We start from the raw sequence: 16,693 nt of genomic DNA, 5'->3' as shown, positions 1-16,693 counted from the left end.
CGGCTCGCGAACGGCGGTACCGCCCTCTTACCTTCACCACCGGGATTCATCGACGTGACGCATCTGGTTTTTATCTGTGGCCATGCAGGCACCGGCAAGACGACGCTCGCCAAACGGCTGATCGGCCCATTGATGAGGGCAACCGGCCAGGCCTTTTGCCTGCTCGACAAGGACACGCTATACGGCGTCTACAGCGCGGCCGCGATCGGCGCGCTGACGGGCGATCCGAACGATCGCGACAGCCCGCTGTTCCTGCAGCACTTTCGCGACCCGGAGTACCGCGGGCTGTTCGACACGGCCGCCGAGAACCTCCGGCTGGGCATCGGCGTGATCGCCGTCGGCCCGCTGTCGCGCGAAGTGCACGAGCGCAAGCTCTTCGATCACGTGTGGCTCGGCGTGCCGAGGGACGTGAATATCAGCGTCGTGTGGGTGTCGACAGAGGAAGAAACGGCGCGCGAGCGGATCGCCGCGCGCGGCAATCCGAACGACGCCTACAAGCTCGCGCATTGGGACGAATACAGGCAGCGCCGCTTCGTGCCGACGGGCGACGCGTGCGACGGCCTTCTGAAGTTTGACAATACGGCACCCGCATCTGCCGATTACGACGCGCTGCTCGCGCGGATCGTGCAGACGCCGCAGCCGCCCGGCATGATTCTGCCGCCGATGCCTGTGTAACCCGTCCATATTTCCAGCAAACGCGACGGGGTAAACGACAAAGCGGGCGTCAACTGTTAAAGGTTGAACGCCCGCTTCGCTCTCGCCTGATATACAAACGGCTCTCTCTGAAGCCTCAATCAGTCAAACTGGCCCTCGGTCCGGCTGGTGTCCTTCTCGACGTCAGACAGTCGCCATCGCGTCGAGCGCGCGGCCTTCGTACAGCTGACCAAAGCGGTTCGCGAGGAAATCGCGCAGCGCCACCTGCTCCTGACGCACGAAGCCGCTTTGCGGCAGCTTCTTCTCACGGAACAGATCGAGCACCGCGCACATCGCGCCCGCCGTGGTGATCTGGATCGCGCTCATCGGCACGCCGCAGACCGTCTTCGCAAAAATCTTGCGCGTGAACACTTCCTGCACCAGTTGTCCGTCGCGCACGCCCGTCACGGTGATGAACACCAGCACGACGTCCTGAGCCGTCGACGGCACCGAGCGGCGCATGATCGTCTTCAGCGTATCGCGGTCCGTGGACAGGCGGAGGTCTTCGAGCAGGAACTGCATCAGGTCGCGATGCCCCGGATAGCGCACCGACTTGTAATCGAGCGTCTCAACGCGGCCCGACAGCGTCTCGCACAGCGTGCCCAGGCCGCCCGACGTGTTGAACGCCTCGTACTCGGTACCGTCGAGCGAGAAGTGCTCCAGGCCTTCGAGCGGCTGCACCCATTGCGTGCGGCTGTCGCGGATCGCTTCGCAGGGCTGGCAGTATTCGTTGATGAGACCGTCGACGCTCCACGTCAGGTTGTACTTCAGCGCATTGGTCGGAAACTCGGGCAGCGCGCCGACGCGCATCTTCACGTCGCGGATTTCGGTGAAGCGGTTGGCCAGTTCATGCGCGGCAATGCCGATGAAGCCCGGCGCGAGACCGCATTGCGGCATGAACGCATGGTCGGCGCCGTCGGCGATCGCGCGGATCGCGTGCGTCGCGCGCACGTCTTCCGTCAGATCGAAGTAATGCACGCCCGCGCCCTTCGCTGCCGACGCCACGCTCACCGCGAGGTAGTACGGCAGCGCATTGACGAGCGCGTCGAAGCCCTGGATTTCAGCGCGCAGCGCGGCGGCGTCGGCGGAATCGACGCGGCGCGTCGGGATGCCTTGCGCGGCCAGCTTGTCGAGCGCGCGCTGATCGCGGTCCAGCGCGAGCACTTCGTAGTCGCCCGTCTCACGCAACATGTGCGCGATGGTGTGACCGATCAGACCTGCGCCAACGATGGCAACTTTCATGCGCTTCTCCTTTGTTCTCTCTGGTTGATGTCGGCGCGCCACAGCGAACCTCTACCTAAGAGTTTATGGAGAAGACGAGTCGGTTTATAGGCGCAAAGTGCTGCGCAATGACCATGATTTTCGACGAAGTGACGAAGCGTTTCGTCGATTCGTCGAAAACATATCAAAACCGTGTAAACGTTGGCCGCAAAATAGACGCCGGTACGCTCAAGGACTGCTCATCCCGCGATCGATCTTGCGCGACAGGATGATCGACGTCGTCGTGCGCTCGACACCCGCCAGGCCGCCGATCTGATCGAGCAGCTCGTTCAGGCGCTCAGGAGAATCGGCGCGCAGCCACGCGACGTAATCGAACTCGCCGCTCACGGCGCACAGCAGCTGCACCTCCGGCATGCGGTTTAGCTTCTTCAGCACGTCCGCCCCGAACTTCGGCGCGATGATGATGCCGACATACGCATGCATACTCGCGTCGAGCACATCCTGCCCGAGCCGCACGCTATAGCCGGCGATCACGTTGGTCTTTTCGAGCCGCGCAATCCGCGCGATCACCGTGGTGCGCGCAACACCCAGTTGCCGCGCGAGATTCGCGACGCTTTCACGCGCATTGGCTTGCAGCAGCGCGACGAGGTTGCGGTCGAGTTCGTCGAGCTGATCGAGGCGCGGTGGTCTCATCGATTCAAGGTCAAGGTTGAGAGAAAACGCTCGCCACACACGGCGAGCCGATGACGCGGATTATGCGCCTTGCGCACGCTAGCGCGAATACATGCGGGCTGCACATATCCCACGAACGGCGCGGCGCGTTGAAGGCATCACGCGCCGAAGCGCTCGATCACGAAGTCGATGAAGCTGGTCAGCTTTGGTGTAGGTTGCCGGTCGCGCGGATAGATCAGATGCACGGGCGCGCCATCGGGCAGATAGTCTTCGAGCACGGACACGAGTTCGCCCTGTTCGATCTCGCGCGCGAGCAGCGCTTCAGGTTGCAGCACCAGACCGAAGCCGCGCAGGGCCGCCATCTTCAGCGCCTGGCCGTTGTTCGCGCGAAAACGTCCGGGGCGCAACTGGTAGTCGCTCTCGGCATCGCCGTCCAGGCGCCACAATCCTTCGCGTCCCCAATGCAGAAAGCCGAGGCATTCGTGATGCAGGAGATCGGCCGGCGTCTTCGGCGTGCCCATGCGTTGCAGATAGGCAGGCGACGCACACGCACGCATCCGGTAAGGTTTCAACGGCCTTGCGACGAGACTCGAATCGGGCAGGCGGCCAATCCGCACGGCGGCATCGAAGCCCTCTTCGACCAGATCGAAGACACGGTTCGACAGATCGAGTTCGAGACTGACCTCGGGGTACTGGTTAAGGTAGTCGGTCATCGCGGGCGAAAACACTTCGACGCCGTAAGTCAGCGGCACCGTCACCTTCAGCGTGCCGCGCGGCGCGGACGTCATCGCTTCCGCGAGCGATTCCGCGGCCTTCACGTCGGCGAGAATGCGCCGGCACTGCTCGTAATATTGGCGGCCGATTTCGGTGAGGCTTTGACGGCGCGTCGTGCGCGTCAGAAGACGTGTGGAGAGCTGTGTTTCGAGCGAGCGGATATGCTTGCCGACCATCGCCGACGACAGATCGAAGCGCTCGGCGGCCGCCGTGAGGCTGCCCGCTTCGACGACGGCAACGAAGACTTCCATGCTGACGAATTTATCCACCGGCTATTTCCGATCGTTTCGGTTGTAAGCAGTTGTCGCAATAGAGACGCAATGCAGCGATATCGTGATACTAATAACGCACGGCATGATAGATGTCGACACATCGTGCAGCTTTGGTCTCATACCAACAGACAACAGGAGTCTCAATGAAAAAAACTCTCGCTATTCTCGCTTCCGCGCTGACCATGAGCGCGGCATTCGCGCAGACAGCAGCCCCCGCTGGCGCGTCCGCGCCGGCCATGGCGGCCGCTTCGCAGGGTGCGGGCAAGGCTAGCCACGAGCAGCGCGTCGAAGACCGCATCAAGTATCTGCACACGCAACTGAAAATCACGTCGGCGCAGGAAGCGCAGTGGAACACATTCGCCGACGTCATGCGCAGCAACGGCGAAGCGATGGGCAAGCTGTTCGAGACACGCCGCGCGGACGCAAACGTCTCGGCGCTCGACGACATGAAGCAATACGCCGAGATCACGCAGGCACATGCCGACGGCACCAAGAAGCTCGTCGACGCGTTCGAGCCGCTGTACAACAGCTTCTCGCCGGAGCAGAAGAAACTGGCCGACACGACCTTTCGCCGCCAGCCGCCCGAAGGCCGTCTGCATCACAGCCGCGCGCGCAAGCCGGCCGCGCCGGCTTCGGATGCGATCGTCAAGCCGTAACCTGTAACGCAGGGAATCACAGCGCCTGCCCTCACCGGCAGGCGTTTTTTTATTAGGCGTCGCGAGAATCTGGCATCATGCGCGCCTGCGCCGCGTTTGCGATGCTGTTTGGATGTCGCACCGATGCCCGCTTATTGGGCTCTTATTGGGCTCCGTTACGCGGCCCTGTCAATCTCTGCGTTATTTCGCCTCATCATGATCGAACTCAAGAACATCGACCTGCTCACCGACCCGACCGCGCAACGCGTCGTCAAGGACGAAACCGTCGCCGTGCAATTCGCCGCGGACGACGGCGAACTGATGAGCCTCGAAGGACCAAACCGCTACACGCGCGGCGACGCGCTGATCACGGGCTCGACGGGCGACCGCTGGGTCGTGTCGCGCGAACGCTTCGACGCGAAGTACCTGCCCGCCGACGCCGCGCTCGCACACGGCGAACCAGGCGCGTACCGCAATCGCCCCGCCGTCGTGCTCGCGAAGCGGATGGACGAGGCGTTCTCGCTCGCGCGCTCGGCGCAAGGCGGCGACGTCCTCAAGGGCACGGCGGGCGACTGGATCATGCAATACGCGCCCGGCGACTATGGCGTCGTGCAGGCTGCGCGCTTCGCCAAGGTCTACCGGCTCGCCGACTGAGCCTGACGTTCCCGGCTTGCGGCTCACGCGAACTCGTCGCCGAGTTCGACGGTCACTTCGCGCGGTATGGTCTTGCCTTCCGCGTACTCTTCTTCGAGCGACCCCAGCGTCGCTTCCACATAGGCGCGCAGTATGGCGAAGCTGCGGCCCCGCACGCGCGGCGGCATCGCGCGATAACGCGCGAGCGCTGCGGGTGCGATGGCAACCGTCAGCTCCATGCGCTTCGCCGTCGAGCCGAAACGCATCGCGACCCAATGCACGACGATCTGCGGCACGCCGTTCTCGCCGGCACGCTCGATGAACTGCGTCTGCTCGGGAAAGAGATCGCTGATCACGCGCGCGAGTTCTTCGATCTCCGGGTTCGCGCATTCGAACTGATAGGCTTCCATGTCGATTGGCCTCTGGCCTTTTACTCTGTTGATCTGTTGATCTGCGTTGATGATCAGGCTGCGCGCGGTGCACGCCTATGCGATCGGATCAGCGCGGCGGCCACTGCGATCGCCGCGACTGCATAGATTGCATCGACGGTCACGAGCGACAGCAGCCCCGCCTGCGACATCGCAGCCGGCACATCGATCAACGCATGCGCGACGATCGCGACGGGCAGTATGGCACGCCAGCCGGCACGCACGCCGCGCCACATCAGCACCGACAGCCCGATCTGGAACACCAGCGCCGCCACGCGTTCGAGCACGAACACGCCCGCCATCGCCGGCGACAGGCTCGCTAGCAGCAGATGGATACGCATCAGCGGTCCTGCCGGCATGTTGCTGAGATAGGTATCGAGTTGTCCGCGATTTTCGAGCACGCCGAACGCGATCCATTGCGCCTGCACGATCACGCCGATGAGCCATGCTTCCGCGCCGCCGTGGCCGAGACCGTAGGCAAGCGCGGTGCCGTCGTTCGCCGCGTCGTGCGTCGCACCGCCAGTCTTGCGCCGCGCGAGCCAACGCATCGCAATGAAGCGACCCACTTCCTCGCAGATGCCTGCGGCCAGCGCGCCATAGACGACGAACGCGAGCGGGTCGGACAGCCATTCGCTCGTCGCCGCATTTTCGCGCAACAGATAATCGTTGAGCGCGCGCTCGATCACCATCGCGGACAGCGCGAACACGGCGATGCCCGCGATCGCGTCGCGCCGGTTCAACGCGAACGGCGCGCGCCAGCGGCGGTACAGATAGATGGGAAGCAGCGCGACGAAGATCGTCGCGACGGCGAGCACGGCAAGCGTGATGGGAGAAACGGGCAAGTCGGACATGGGCTTGGGGACGGGCGCACTGCGCGCGCAAAGAGCGGAACTCGCCGCGCATTGTAAGCGCGATGCCCGAATGCCGGAGAATTGGCGCGTGTAGCTTCGATCAGCGCGCCGTCGACGCGCGCTCGATCAATTCGCCCGGCAGCAGACAATCGCGCGCGGTGGTCTGCTCGCCGTCGATGCGCTGATGTAGAAACTCGACGGCCCGATAGCCGATATCGTAGGTCGGCTGGCGAATCGTCGTGATGCCGGCAAGCTCGGCCCATTCGGGATCGTCGATAGACAGCAGTGCGACGCGCTTCTGCCAGTTCGGACCATGCCGCTGGTTCAGATGCCGCGCAAGCGCCAGCGCGACCGGCCCATTCGCCGCAAACAGCGCGACGCCCGCCCGCGCATGGTCTTCATGCGCGGCAACCGCCGCATCCAGTTCGGCATCGAGCGCGCTCAAGGTCTGCTCGAGTTCGTCGGCGTCGCCGAGTTCGAGCACGACAGTGCGACCGCTCACCTGCGGATACTGTTCGAGTGCCTGGTGAAACGCCGCTTCGCGCTGACGCCGCGAGCTGATGTGCTCGAACGGTTGCACGACAAACCACAGCCGGTCGAAACCGCGTTCGACGAGATGCCGCGTCGCGAGCGCCGTCGCGCCCTGGTTGTCGAGGCCGACCATGTCGGTCACAAGCCCGTCGACGGAACGGTCTACCAGCACAGCCGGAATCCCGCCGTCGCCGACGGGCCGCAGCGTCTCTTCGCTGACGCCCAGTGCATTGACGATCACGCCTTCCACGCGATACGTGGTCAGCAGTTGCAGAAAACGCCGCTCCATGTCGACTTCGTTCGCCGCGTGACAGATCAGCGGCATATAACCGAGCGCGTGGCACGCGGCCTCGACGCCCTGCAGCACTTCGACGGAATACGGGTTCGTCAGGTCCGCGACCAGCATGCCGATCAGGCGATTGCGTCCGCGCTTGAGGCCGCGCGCCATCTGGTTAGGCTGATAGTCGAGCCGTTCGATGGCGGCTTCGATGCGCGCGCGCAGTTGCGGCGACAGCACGCTCAGCTCGCCGTTCAGATAGCGCGAGATGCTCGTCTTGCCCGTGCCTGCCTCGCGGGCGACGTCGCTGATCGTTGCACGGCGCGGCGCGCCTGACGGCGGTGTGTTCATTGAGGGAGCACGTCGCGGTTGACGATATTGATCTTCAGCGTGCCGTCGAGCGCGCTGACCAGATTCTCCGCCGCGCAGCGCGCCATCGCGTGGCGCGTCTCGTGCGTCGCCGAGCCGATGTGCGGCAACGCGACCACGTTCTTCATTGTCAGCAGCGGCGAGTTGGGATCGACGGGTTCCGTGTCGAACACGTCGAGGCCCGCGCCGTGGATCGTGCCCGTCTGCAAGGCTTCGATCAGCGCATTTTCGTCGACTGTCTGGCCGCGCGATGCGTTGATCAGGATCGCGCTGCGCTTCATCTTGCGCAGTTCGTTCGCGCCGATCATGTGATGCGTTTCCGGCGTCAAGGGAACTTGCAGGCACACGAAGTCGGACGTCGCGAGCAGTTCGTCCAGTTCGACGCGGCGCGCGCCGTAGCGCTGTTCGGCTTCGGCGTTCGCGCTGCGGTTCGTGTACAGCACCTTCATGTTGAAGCCGAGCGCCGCCCGCCGCGCCACCGCGCCGCCAATCCGTCCAAGACCGACGATGCCGAGCGTCTTGCCCTGCACGTCGACGCCGTACAACTCGGGCCCGATGCTCGCCTTCCACTCGCCCGCTTTCACCCAGTCGGCCAGTTCGACGACGCGCCGCGCGCTCGCAAGGATCAGCGAGAACACCGTGTCCGCCGTCGATTCCGTCAGCACGTCCGGCGTGTGCGCGAGCACGATGCCGCGCTTCGTCAGGTCGGGGACGTCGAAGTTGTCGTAGCCGACCGAGATCGTCGACAGCGCCTTGAGCTTCGCGGCGCCGTCGAGCATCGACGACGTGATCTTCACGCTCGCGCCGATCGCGCCGTCGGCGTCCTTCAGCGCGGCGACGAACGCGTCGTGCTGCGCGGCGTCCGCCTGCACGACCTCGGCATGCTGCTGGAGATACGAGAGCACATCATCCGGCAGCGGCTTGTACGCGACGATCTTTCGCTTCATCGAATTACTTTCCTTGCAACGGGGTAGCGAGGTTTGGAGTCTGCATCGGCTGCGGCTTGACGGCAAGCGTCAGTATCACGGCACCGATCAGCGCGACGCTCATGAACGCATACGACGCCGAGGGCGAGCCCGTCGCGCCGTTCAGGTAGCCGACCACATATGAGCCGACGAACGAGCCGAGCGCGCCCATGCTGTTGATCAGCGCCATCGCGCCGCCCGCGACGTTCTTCGGCAGCAGTTCGGGGACGATCGCGAAGAACGGCCCGTACGGCGCGTACATCGCGGCGCCCGCGATCACCAGCAGCGCATACGACATCCAGAAGTGCGTCGAGCCGAGCGCATAGGAACCCGCGAAGGCCGCCGCGCCGATCAGCAAGAAAGGCCACACGAATGCGCGCCGGTTGTTGAGTTTATCCGACGCCCACGACGCCGCGAGCATCGCGATCGTCGCGGCCAGATACGGCAGCGCCGACAGCCAGCCCGTTTCGACCATGCCGAGCGACGAGCTGTTCTTCAGAATGGACGGCAGCCACAACACGAAGCCGTATACGCCGATGCTCCAGCAGAAGTACTGCGCGCACAGCTTGATGACGGCGGGCGAGCGGAACGCCTCGCCGTAGTTGCGCATCGGCTTGATCGCGGCCTGCTCGGCGCGCAGCGTGTCGGCGAGCTGTTTCTTGTCCGCCTCCGACAGCCACGTCACCTGCTCGGGCTTGTCTTTCACGATGAACCACCAGCAGACGGCCCAGACGATCGCCGGAACACCTTCCGCGATGAACATATGACGCCAGCCGAACGAATGCACCAGATAGCCCGACACGACCGACATCCACAGCACCGTCACCGGGTTGCCGAGAATCAGGAACGTGTTGGCGCGCGAACGCTCGCGCTTGGTGAACCAGTTGCTGATGAAGATCAGCATCGCGGGCATCACGGCCGCCTCGACGACGCCGAGCACGAAGCGGATCACCATCAGCGACGGAATGTTGCTGACGACGCCCGTCAGCGCCGCGCAGCCGCCCCACAGAACCAGGCTCCAGAACACGAGCTTCTTGACGCTCTTGCGTTCCGCGTAGATCGCGCCGGGAATCTGGAAGAAGAAGTAACCGAGAAAGAACAGCGCGCCGATCAGCGACGACAGTCCCTTGCTGATACCCAGATCCTGATTGATGCCGGCGGCGGCGGCGAAGCCGTAGTTCGCGCGGTCGAGATAAGCGAGGCTGTAGGTGATGAAGACGATCGGCATGATCGTCCACCAACGTCGAATCGCGAGTGATGAGGACATGAATGTCTCCTGTGTCTTGCTGAGGCGGTCGGTTGACGTGCTGTTGAGCCGCGTGTTGCTCGTCGGAGCGTTTGCGCGGCTGGGCATCTTGTTGTCGTGTCGTGCTGCTGAGTGGTGAAACGTCAAGCGGCGAGCGGGTCGGCGCTTTCGAGGGCATCGAGTTCGGGGCGCGTCGGCAGGCCTTCCGAATCGCCGATCACCTGGATCGCGAGCGCGCCGATGCGATTGCCGCGCGCCACCGCCTGCGGCAGCGTGCGGCCTTCGAGCAATGCGCTCACCACGCCGACGGCGAAGCCATCGCCCGCGCCGACGGTATCGACTACATTCTCGACGCGCTGCGCTTCGACGACGCCCGAACCGGTCGCTGTCCGGTAATACGCGCCTTGCGCGCCGAGCTTGACGACGACGCCCTTCGCGCCGCGGTCGAGGTAAAACTGCGCAATATCTTCTGCTTTCGTATAGCCCGTCAGAATCTCGCCTTCGCCAATGCCGGGCAGCACCCAGTCGGCGAACGTCGCGAGTTCGTTCAGCGCAGCCGCCATTGCTTCACGCGACGGCCACAACGTCGGACGCAGGTTCGGGTCGAACGAAATCGTCTTGCCCGCCTGGCGCATTTCGCGCGCCAGATGGAACGCCAGCTCGCGCGAACTCGCCGAAATCGCGGGCGCGACGCCCGTCAGATGCAGATGGCGCGCGGGCAGCACGTAATCTGCAACGTAGTCGTCGAGCGACAGGTGGCTTGCAGCCGAACCCTTGCGGAAATATTCGACGGCGGGATCGCTGCCGTCGTCGTTCTTCGACTTCAGCTGGAAGCCCGTCGGATAACGTGTGTCGGTCGTCACGCAGCTCCCGTCGATGCCTTCCTTAGTGAGCGTGTCGCGCACGTACTGGCCGAACGAATCGTCGCCGACGCGGCTCAGGTAGCCCACCTTGAAGCCGAGCCGCGACAGGCCGATCGCCACATTGAGATCGGCGCCCGCGATGCGCTTGGTGAACTGGCCGACGCCCGCGAGCGCGCCCGTTTCGGCTGCGACGAACATCGCCATCGCTTCGCCGTAGGTAATGACATCGAGTGTCGGATGCATGGCTTCTCCTGATGATTCGCTTGGCGTTCGCGCCGTCTTACATGGACGCGAGCTGCGCGACGTGGTGCGACGCGTCCTCGGCGATGCGCGCCGCGTCGAACGGAAATTCGATGCCGCGCGGCACATTGCGCGGCAGGAGCGGCAGCACGGCCGCGAAAATACGATCGTCGGCGGCGGGCGCCACGGCAAAACGGCGCGCGCCTTCGCCCGCGACCCCCTTGCAGTGGATGTACTCGACGTGATCCGCGAGCTTGTGCGCGGCCTCGACGGGATCGACGCCCGGCCATTGCCAGTTGCCGATATCGAAGGTCATGCCGATTAGCTTGTGGTGGCCTTCTTTCGCGAGCGCGTTGAACAGACCATCGAACTGCGCGAGCGAGCCGCCGCGCTCCAGTTGCCCGTTTTCGACCACGAGCCGCGCCGCGACGCCCTTCGTGCACGTGGCGATCGCGTCGCCATGCGCGCGTCCCGCGAAACCACCCAGTTGCAGCTTGACGAAGCGCGCGCCGAGCGCCGTCGCTTCGATCAGCGCCTGGCGCAGCGCGGCTTCGTCGAGCGCGCCGTCGTGTGCGTAAAGTTCGGCGGGCGTCGAGTACACCGACCACAGGCCTTTCACCGCAATCGCCTTGCCGAGCGCCGACAGCGCCTCCGCCGACGCTTCCGCCTCCAGCGCAAACAGCTCGCGGCGCACTTCGAAACCGGCCGCGCCGGCTTGCGCCGCCGTCTTCAGCCACGCGTGATGACCATCCTTGCGGATCGCATCGGCCCCAAACGCACTCGCGACGATAACTACTTCCGGCATGCCGTCCACCTTGCTTTATTGCTCAAAACGACCTTTGGAATCGGTTCCAAAGATGGGTATCAAAAAAGCGCCTTAGCGCTAGCTGCGAATACTGCCGCGCGTCGGCGCCTCACGCCATAGTGGTTATCCCCTAACGGCCGGACGCCCCCGTCGCGGGCCGCGCATCGCCGTTCAGGCACAGTTCCAGGAAGCGTCCGACGAGGCGCGACGGCGCACTCGCATGCGGCACGAGGATCGAAAACCGCCGCGTGAGCGGCTCGGGACCGAGCGGCAGGCGGCACAGCGTCTCGTTCTCGTGGCGCATCGACATCGCCGACACGAAGCCGACGCCCATCCCGGCGCGAACGGCCTCCTTCACGCCCTCGACGCCTGCGATTGCCAGCGCAACGCGCATCGGCAAGCCTGCGCGCGCGAACGCTCGTTCGATCAGTTGCCGTACGCCCGAGCCTTCCTCGCGCAGCACGAGCGCGTGCTCGCTCAGCCCGGCGAGCGTGACGGCCGGCACGCCCTCCACAGCGAGCGGATGCGAGCGCGGCATGATCGCGACGATCTCGTCCTCGTGCCAGGGATGCACAGCGGTATCCGGCGGCAGATCGCCGCCGACCTGCCCTTCGACCAACGCGATATCGAACGACGCCAGCGCGCCGACGATATCCGCCGTATTGCCGTCGTCCGTGTGCACAGTCACGTCGGGATGGCGGCGCTGGAAGGCGGCGATCAGATACGGCAGCAGATAGCTAGCGGGCGTGGTGCTCGCGCCGATACGCAGCGTGCCCTGCTCCATGCCGCGCAGCGCGTCGCGATACGCGTATGCCTGGCGGAAGGTGTCGCGCAGCCGCGCCGCGTAGCTGGCCAGTTGCTCGCCCGCGGGCGTGAGGCGCACGCCGCGGCCGTCGCGTAAATAGAGTGGCTCGCCGAACTCGTCCTGCAATTGCCGCAACTGGCCGGACACGGCGGGCTGCGACAGATGCAGTGCGAGCGCGGCGCGGCTGATGTTGCGGTGCTCGGCGACGGCGGCGAATGTTATAAGCTGATCCGGGGTCATGGCGACAAAGTATCAGATTAGCCGATATATTTCATCCCAAATCACGATTTCTCATATCGATATATCTAAATTAGGATAAGGCCATCGAATCAACCAACCTTTCCAAACAGGTTGAAGCCCATGTCCACTGCTCACACCGCTCACACCCATGCCGTTCCCGCCCCGTCATCGACGCGCGGCCAGATCAACGGCATTCTGTTCGTCGCCCTGTTCGCCGCCGCCGTTACCCGCATCGCCGCCATTCCGTCAATTGCCAATCTGGGCATCAGCCCGCTGATCGTCGGCATCGTCGGCGGGATGATCTACGGCAACGCGCTCAAGGATGGCATGCCCGAGAGCTGGGCCGCTGGCGTCAATTTCTCGGCCCGCAAGCTGCTGCGCATCGCCGTCGCGTTCTTCGGGCTGCGTGTGAGCATTCAGGAAATCGCCCAAGTCGGCTTGCCGGGTCTCGCCGAATCGCTGCTGATCGTGGTCAGCACGCTCGTGATCGGCACCTGGGCGGGCATGAAGCTGATGAAGCTCGACCGCGACAGCGCGTTGCTCACGGCAGCGGGCAGCGCGATCTGTGGTGCCGCCGCCGTGCTCGCGTTCGAATCCACCTTGCAATCGAAGCCGCACAAGAGCGCGATGGCCGTTGGCAGCGTGGTGCTGTTCGGCACGCTGTCGATGTTCCTCTACCCCGCGCTGCTGCGCGCCGGCATCCTCCATCTCGACACGACGGGCGTGGGCCTGTTCTTCGGCGGCACGATTCACGAAGTCGCGCAGGTGGTGGGCGCTGCCAGCAACGTGAGCCCGGAAGCGACGCATATCGCCACCATCGTCAAGATGACCCGCGTGATGCTGCTCGTGCCCGTGCTGCTGATCGTCGGCATGTGGGTGAACCGTTCGGCCCGCAGCGCCGCTTCGAAAGATGGCACTCAAGCGCCTCGCAAGCTCGCCGTGCCCTGGTTCGCACTTGGCTTCCTCGCCTGTGTCGCCGTGAACTCGCTGCATATCCTGCCTGAAGCCGCGACCAGCACGGTCAACATGCTCGACACCTTCGCACTGACGATGGCCATGACCGCGCTTGGCATCGAAACACGCCTCTCGCAGATCCGCGACGCCGGTCCCCGTGCGCTGACGACGGGCCTGATCCTGTACGTGTGGCTCTTCGCAGGCGGTCTCGGTATCACGTGGCTCGTCCAGCATCTGCTCGGCTAAGCCGGCAACTCTCTCGAACAAGCCCCGCCGCGTGCGGGGCTTTTGTGCTTTTCGGGCTGTATCGCCACGATCGCGCCGGCGCGCTTTTTTGCATGGTGACGGGCACACCAACTGCCAGCATCGCGCGGCATACTTCTAGCTCCCTTCCGTGTGCAAACGTGGCGCGACACCGCACCGCCGACAATCGAATGAGAACCGACCGATGACTTATCAGCTCTATTACTGGGATGGATTGCAGGGCCGTGGCGAATTCGTGCGGCTCGCGCTCGAGGAAGCGCGCGCGGACTACGTCGAGGTAGCGCGCGGCGATGAACAGGACGGGCTCGGCACGGGCGCGATGATCGACGTGATGGACAGCCGGTCGGAAGCGTGCCTGCCGTACGCGCCGCCCTTCCTGCAGGACGGCGACCTGATCATTTCGCAGACGGCGAACATCCTGTTCTACCTCGGGCCGAAGCTGAATCTCGCGCCGAAGGTCGAGAGCCTGCGCTACGTCGCGAACGGCCTGCAGCTGACCATCGCCGACATGGTCACGGAAGCGCACGATACGCACCACCCACTCGCGTCGGGCATGTACTACGAGGAGCAGAAAGAGGCTGCCAAAATCCGCTCGACGGATTTCATCGACAATCGGATTCCGAAGTTCATGGGCTATTTCGAGCGCGTGCTGAAGCAGAACCCCGCCGGCGACAAACACATGGTCGGCGACACGCTGACGTATGTCGATCTGTCGATGTTCCAGCTGATCGACGGGTTGCATTACGCCTTTCCACGCGCGATGAAGCATTTCGGCGAGCGTCATCCGCGGCTTGCCAGGCTGCATGACGCGGTGCTCAAGCGCCCGAATATCGCCGCCTATCTCGACTCGGAACGGCGTCTGCCGTACAACGAAACCTGCGTTTTCCGGCACTACCCTGAACTCGACAAGGACGTGCGCTGAGATGAACTGACATCGTTCTTTCGCCACGTAGCGGCGCGCATGCCAGATATCGCCGGGTAACGCGCCCCTCTTCAACCTGTCGTCGCGCAATGCCGATAACATGCGAAGGCTTGCGCGCCACCCCATACCAACCCTAAACGCCCGCTCCTGCCGTGCTTTCATTCCTGCTGAGACTGCGTACCCGCGCCGCCCATCTCTTCCGTCTGTCCGACGCGCACACGATGCTGGTGTGGTCGGTGATCGTCGGCATCGTGGGCGCCCTTGCGACGATTGCCTTCCGCGAAGGCATCTCGCTGATGCAGCGCGCTTTCACCGGACAGGACGGCAGTCTCGTCGAAATGGCAAAGCGCCTGCCCATTGCGATGCGTATCGCGTTGCCCGCGCTGGGCGGGCTGGCCGCGGGCGTGCTGCTGGTCATCGCGCAGCGCGGCGCCGACAAGAAACAGCATACGGATTACATGGAAGCCGTCGTGATCGGCGATGGCGTCGTGCCCGTGCGCCTCAGCCTGTGGCGCAGCGCGTCGTCGCTGTTCACGATTTCGAGCGGCGGCTCGATTGGCCGCGAAGGCCCGATGGTGCAGCTCGCTGCGCTGTGTGCATCGCTGATCGGGCGCATCGTGCATTTCGACCCGCCGCGTCTTAAGCTGCTGGTCGCGTGCGGCGCGGCGGCGGGCATCACGTCCGCGTACAGCGCGCCGATCGCGGGCGCGTTTTTCGTCACCGAACTGGTGCTCGGCTCGATCGCGATGGAAAGTTTCGGGCCCGTCGTGGTGGCGTCGGTGGTCTCGAACATCCTGATGCGCGAGTTCGCCGGTTACAAGCCGCCTTACGAGATGCCCGTGTTCCCGCCCGTCGCGGGACTCGAAGTGCTGCTGTTCGTCGCGCTCGGCCTGCTGTGCGGCGCGGCGGCGCCGCAGTTCCTGCGCCTGATGGATACCACCAAGGCCGGCTTCCGACGCCTGCCGATCCCCCTCCCTGTGCGGCTTGCGCTCGGCGGCCTGATCGTCGGCATTCTGTCCGTGTGGACGCCCGAGGTCTGGGGTAACGGCTACAGCGTCGTCAACTCGATCCTGCATTCACCCTGGACCTGGTCCGCGCTCGTCGTCGTGCTCGTGTTCAAGCTGATTGCGACGGCGGCGACGGTCGGCTCGGGCGCCGTGGGCGGCATCTTCACGCCGACGCTCTTCTTCGGCGCGGTGCTCGGTTCGCTGTTCGGGCTCGGCATGAACACGCTGTGGCCGCACGCGACGTCCGCGCCGTTCGCCTACGCGATGGTCGGCATGGGCGCGTTTCTCGCGGGCGCGACCCAGGCGCCGCTGATGGCGATCCTGATGATCTTCGAAATGACGTTGAGCTATCAGGTCGTACTGCCGCTGATGGTGTCGTGCGTGGTCGCGTACTTCGCGGCGCGCGCGATCGGCAAGACGTCGATGTACGAGGTCACGTTGCACCGCAATCGCGAGGAACAGGAGCGCATGCGGTTGCGCGCGACGCAGATGCGCGAGCTGATCCGCCCGCCGCAAACCGTCGTGCAACCGAATGCGACCGTGCAGGATATGACGCGCGTGTTCCTCGAATACCCCGTCAAGTATCTGTACGTGACGGACGACAGCGGCTGCTTTCTCGGCGTGGTCGCGCTGAAGGACATCACGTCCGATCTGCTCGACAAGCGCGACACGTCGGCGAAAACGGCGGCCGATTATCTGCAGCCGCATTTCGACGTGCTCACGCCCGACATGCCGATCGGCGTCGCGCTGCAGCACTTCATGGCGTTCCAGGGCGAACGGCTGCCAGTCGTCGAAAGCGCCGCGCGGCCGACGCTCGCAGGCGTGGTCTACAAGACTTCACTGCTCGATGCGTACTTCCGGATGAACCCGCGTTAACCGTCACCCTTCACCGATACCTCATCGATACTTACTGCGGCCCCAGTTCGGCCCATGGTAAAGCGCGTCAAGTTCCCTACAATGGATTGACCATGAACGAGCCGCAAGCCGCATCCCGCGATGTACGGCGCTGAGCAACGCCGGCGGCGA

General features: G+C 64.4%; 17 protein-coding genes. 6 read left to right on the top strand and 11 right to left on the bottom strand.

Annotation, left to right across the window (positions count from 1 at the left end; all coding sequences use genetic code 11):
- Positions 1-54: 54 nt before the first annotated feature.
- On the top strand, positions 55-675 hold the full coding sequence (locus C2L64_RS07115) for an AAA family ATPase (RefSeq protein ID WP_090836038.1): 621 nt from the start codon (positions 55-57) through the stop codon (positions 673-675).
- A gap of 162 nt (positions 676-837) precedes the next feature.
- Here C2L64_RS07115 and C2L64_RS07110 read toward each other — a convergent pair whose 3' ends face one another.
- The 3 genes from C2L64_RS07110 to C2L64_RS07100 all read right to left on the bottom strand — a co-directional run bounded on the left by C2L64_RS07110 (position 838) and on the right by C2L64_RS07100 (position 3,629).
- On the bottom strand, positions 838-1,935 hold the full coding sequence (locus C2L64_RS07110) for a saccharopine dehydrogenase family protein (protein WP_090836037.1): 1,098 nt from the start codon (positions 1,933-1,935) through the stop codon (positions 838-840).
- A gap of 207 nt (positions 1,936-2,142) precedes the next feature.
- Positions 2,143-2,607, bottom strand: a complete 465-nt coding sequence (locus tag C2L64_RS07105) for an Lrp/AsnC family transcriptional regulator (protein ID WP_007734062.1) — start codon at positions 2,605-2,607, stop codon at positions 2,143-2,145.
- A gap of 137 nt (positions 2,608-2,744) precedes the next feature.
- Positions 2,745-3,629 (bottom strand): LysR family transcriptional regulator, encoded by an 885-nt coding sequence (locus C2L64_RS07100; protein WP_090836036.1) that lies wholly within the window; start codon positions 3,627-3,629, stop codon positions 2,745-2,747.
- Between the two features lie 146 nt (positions 3,630-3,775).
- Here C2L64_RS07100 and C2L64_RS07095 point away from each other — a divergent pair, with 146 nt between their 5' ends.
- Both C2L64_RS07095 and C2L64_RS07090 read left to right on the top strand, forming a co-directional pair.
- Positions 3,776-4,288, top strand: a complete 513-nt coding sequence (locus tag C2L64_RS07095) for a Spy/CpxP family protein refolding chaperone (protein WP_090836035.1) — start codon at positions 3,776-3,778, stop codon at positions 4,286-4,288.
- A gap of 195 nt (positions 4,289-4,483) precedes the next feature.
- Positions 4,484-4,921, top strand: coding sequence for a PGDYG domain-containing protein (locus C2L64_RS07090; protein WP_035537702.1), 438 nt, complete (start codon positions 4,484-4,486; stop codon positions 4,919-4,921).
- 23 nt (positions 4,922-4,944) lie between these two features.
- Here C2L64_RS07090 and C2L64_RS07085 read toward each other — a convergent pair whose 3' ends face one another.
- From C2L64_RS07085 to C2L64_RS07050, 8 genes are all read right to left on the bottom strand, one after another.
- Positions 4,945-5,310 carry a DUF3022 domain-containing protein gene (locus C2L64_RS07085; protein ID WP_007588341.1) on the bottom strand — a complete coding sequence of 122 codons (366 nt, stop codon included), beginning with the start codon at positions 5,308-5,310 and terminating at the stop codon, positions 4,945-4,947.
- A 53-nt stretch (positions 5,311-5,363) separates the two neighbouring features.
- Positions 5,364-6,179, bottom strand: coding sequence for a YhfC family intramembrane metalloprotease (locus C2L64_RS07080; protein WP_007734066.1), 816 nt, complete (start codon positions 6,177-6,179; stop codon positions 5,364-5,366).
- Between the two features lie 100 nt (positions 6,180-6,279).
- Entirely contained in the window at positions 6,280-7,338 is a 1,059-nt protein-coding gene (locus C2L64_RS07075) for a LacI family DNA-binding transcriptional regulator (protein WP_079485172.1), read from the bottom strand.
- Entirely contained in the window at positions 7,335-8,303 is a 969-nt protein-coding gene (locus C2L64_RS07070; protein ID WP_090836034.1) for a 2-hydroxyacid dehydrogenase, read from the bottom strand. Before C2L64_RS07070 ends, C2L64_RS07075 begins: the two co-directional genes overlap by 4 nt.
- A gap of 4 nt (positions 8,304-8,307) precedes the next feature.
- The gene (locus tag C2L64_RS07065) at positions 8,308-9,588 is read right to left on the bottom strand and encodes an MFS transporter (RefSeq protein ID WP_007588335.1); all 1,281 of its coding nucleotides are present in this window, start codon (positions 9,586-9,588) and stop codon (positions 8,308-8,310) included.
- A gap of 122 nt (positions 9,589-9,710) precedes the next feature.
- The gene (locus tag C2L64_RS07060) at positions 9,711-10,673 is read right to left on the bottom strand and encodes a sugar kinase (RefSeq protein ID WP_007588334.1); all 963 of its coding nucleotides are present in this window, start codon (positions 10,671-10,673) and stop codon (positions 9,711-9,713) included.
- A gap of 37 nt (positions 10,674-10,710) precedes the next feature.
- Positions 10,711-11,475: a xylose isomerase gene (locus C2L64_RS07055; protein WP_090836033.1), complete on the bottom strand. Its 765-nt coding sequence runs from the start codon at positions 11,473-11,475 to the stop codon at positions 10,711-10,713.
- A gap of 130 nt (positions 11,476-11,605) precedes the next feature.
- Positions 11,606-12,520, bottom strand: a complete 915-nt coding sequence (locus tag C2L64_RS07050; RefSeq protein ID WP_079499736.1) for a LysR family transcriptional regulator — start codon at positions 12,518-12,520, stop codon at positions 11,606-11,608.
- 120 nt (positions 12,521-12,640) lie between these two features.
- Here C2L64_RS07050 and C2L64_RS07045 point away from each other — a divergent pair, with 120 nt between their 5' ends.
- The 3 genes from C2L64_RS07045 (at position 12,641) to C2L64_RS07035 (ending at position 16,543) form a co-directional block, all read left to right on the top strand.
- Positions 12,641-13,720, top strand: a complete 1,080-nt coding sequence (locus tag C2L64_RS07045; protein WP_007734081.1) for a YeiH family protein — start codon at positions 12,641-12,643, stop codon at positions 13,718-13,720.
- Between the two features lie 202 nt (positions 13,721-13,922).
- Positions 13,923-14,660: a glutathione S-transferase gene (locus C2L64_RS07040; protein ID WP_007734083.1), complete on the top strand. Its 738-nt coding sequence runs from the start codon at positions 13,923-13,925 to the stop codon at positions 14,658-14,660.
- 152 nt (positions 14,661-14,812) lie between these two features.
- Positions 14,813-16,543, top strand: coding sequence for a ClcB-like voltage-gated chloride channel protein (locus C2L64_RS07035; RefSeq protein WP_090836032.1), 1,731 nt, complete (start codon positions 14,813-14,815; stop codon positions 16,541-16,543).
- Positions 16,544-16,693: the final 150 nt, after the last annotated feature.

Origin of the sequence: Paraburkholderia hospita (assembly GCF_002902965.1) — a bacterium.
Taxonomy (GTDB): domain Bacteria; phylum Pseudomonadota; class Gammaproteobacteria; order Burkholderiales; family Burkholderiaceae; genus Paraburkholderia; species Paraburkholderia hospita.
Note: the sequence above shows the minus strand (reverse complement) of the source record. Positions and strands in the feature narration are given on the sequence as shown.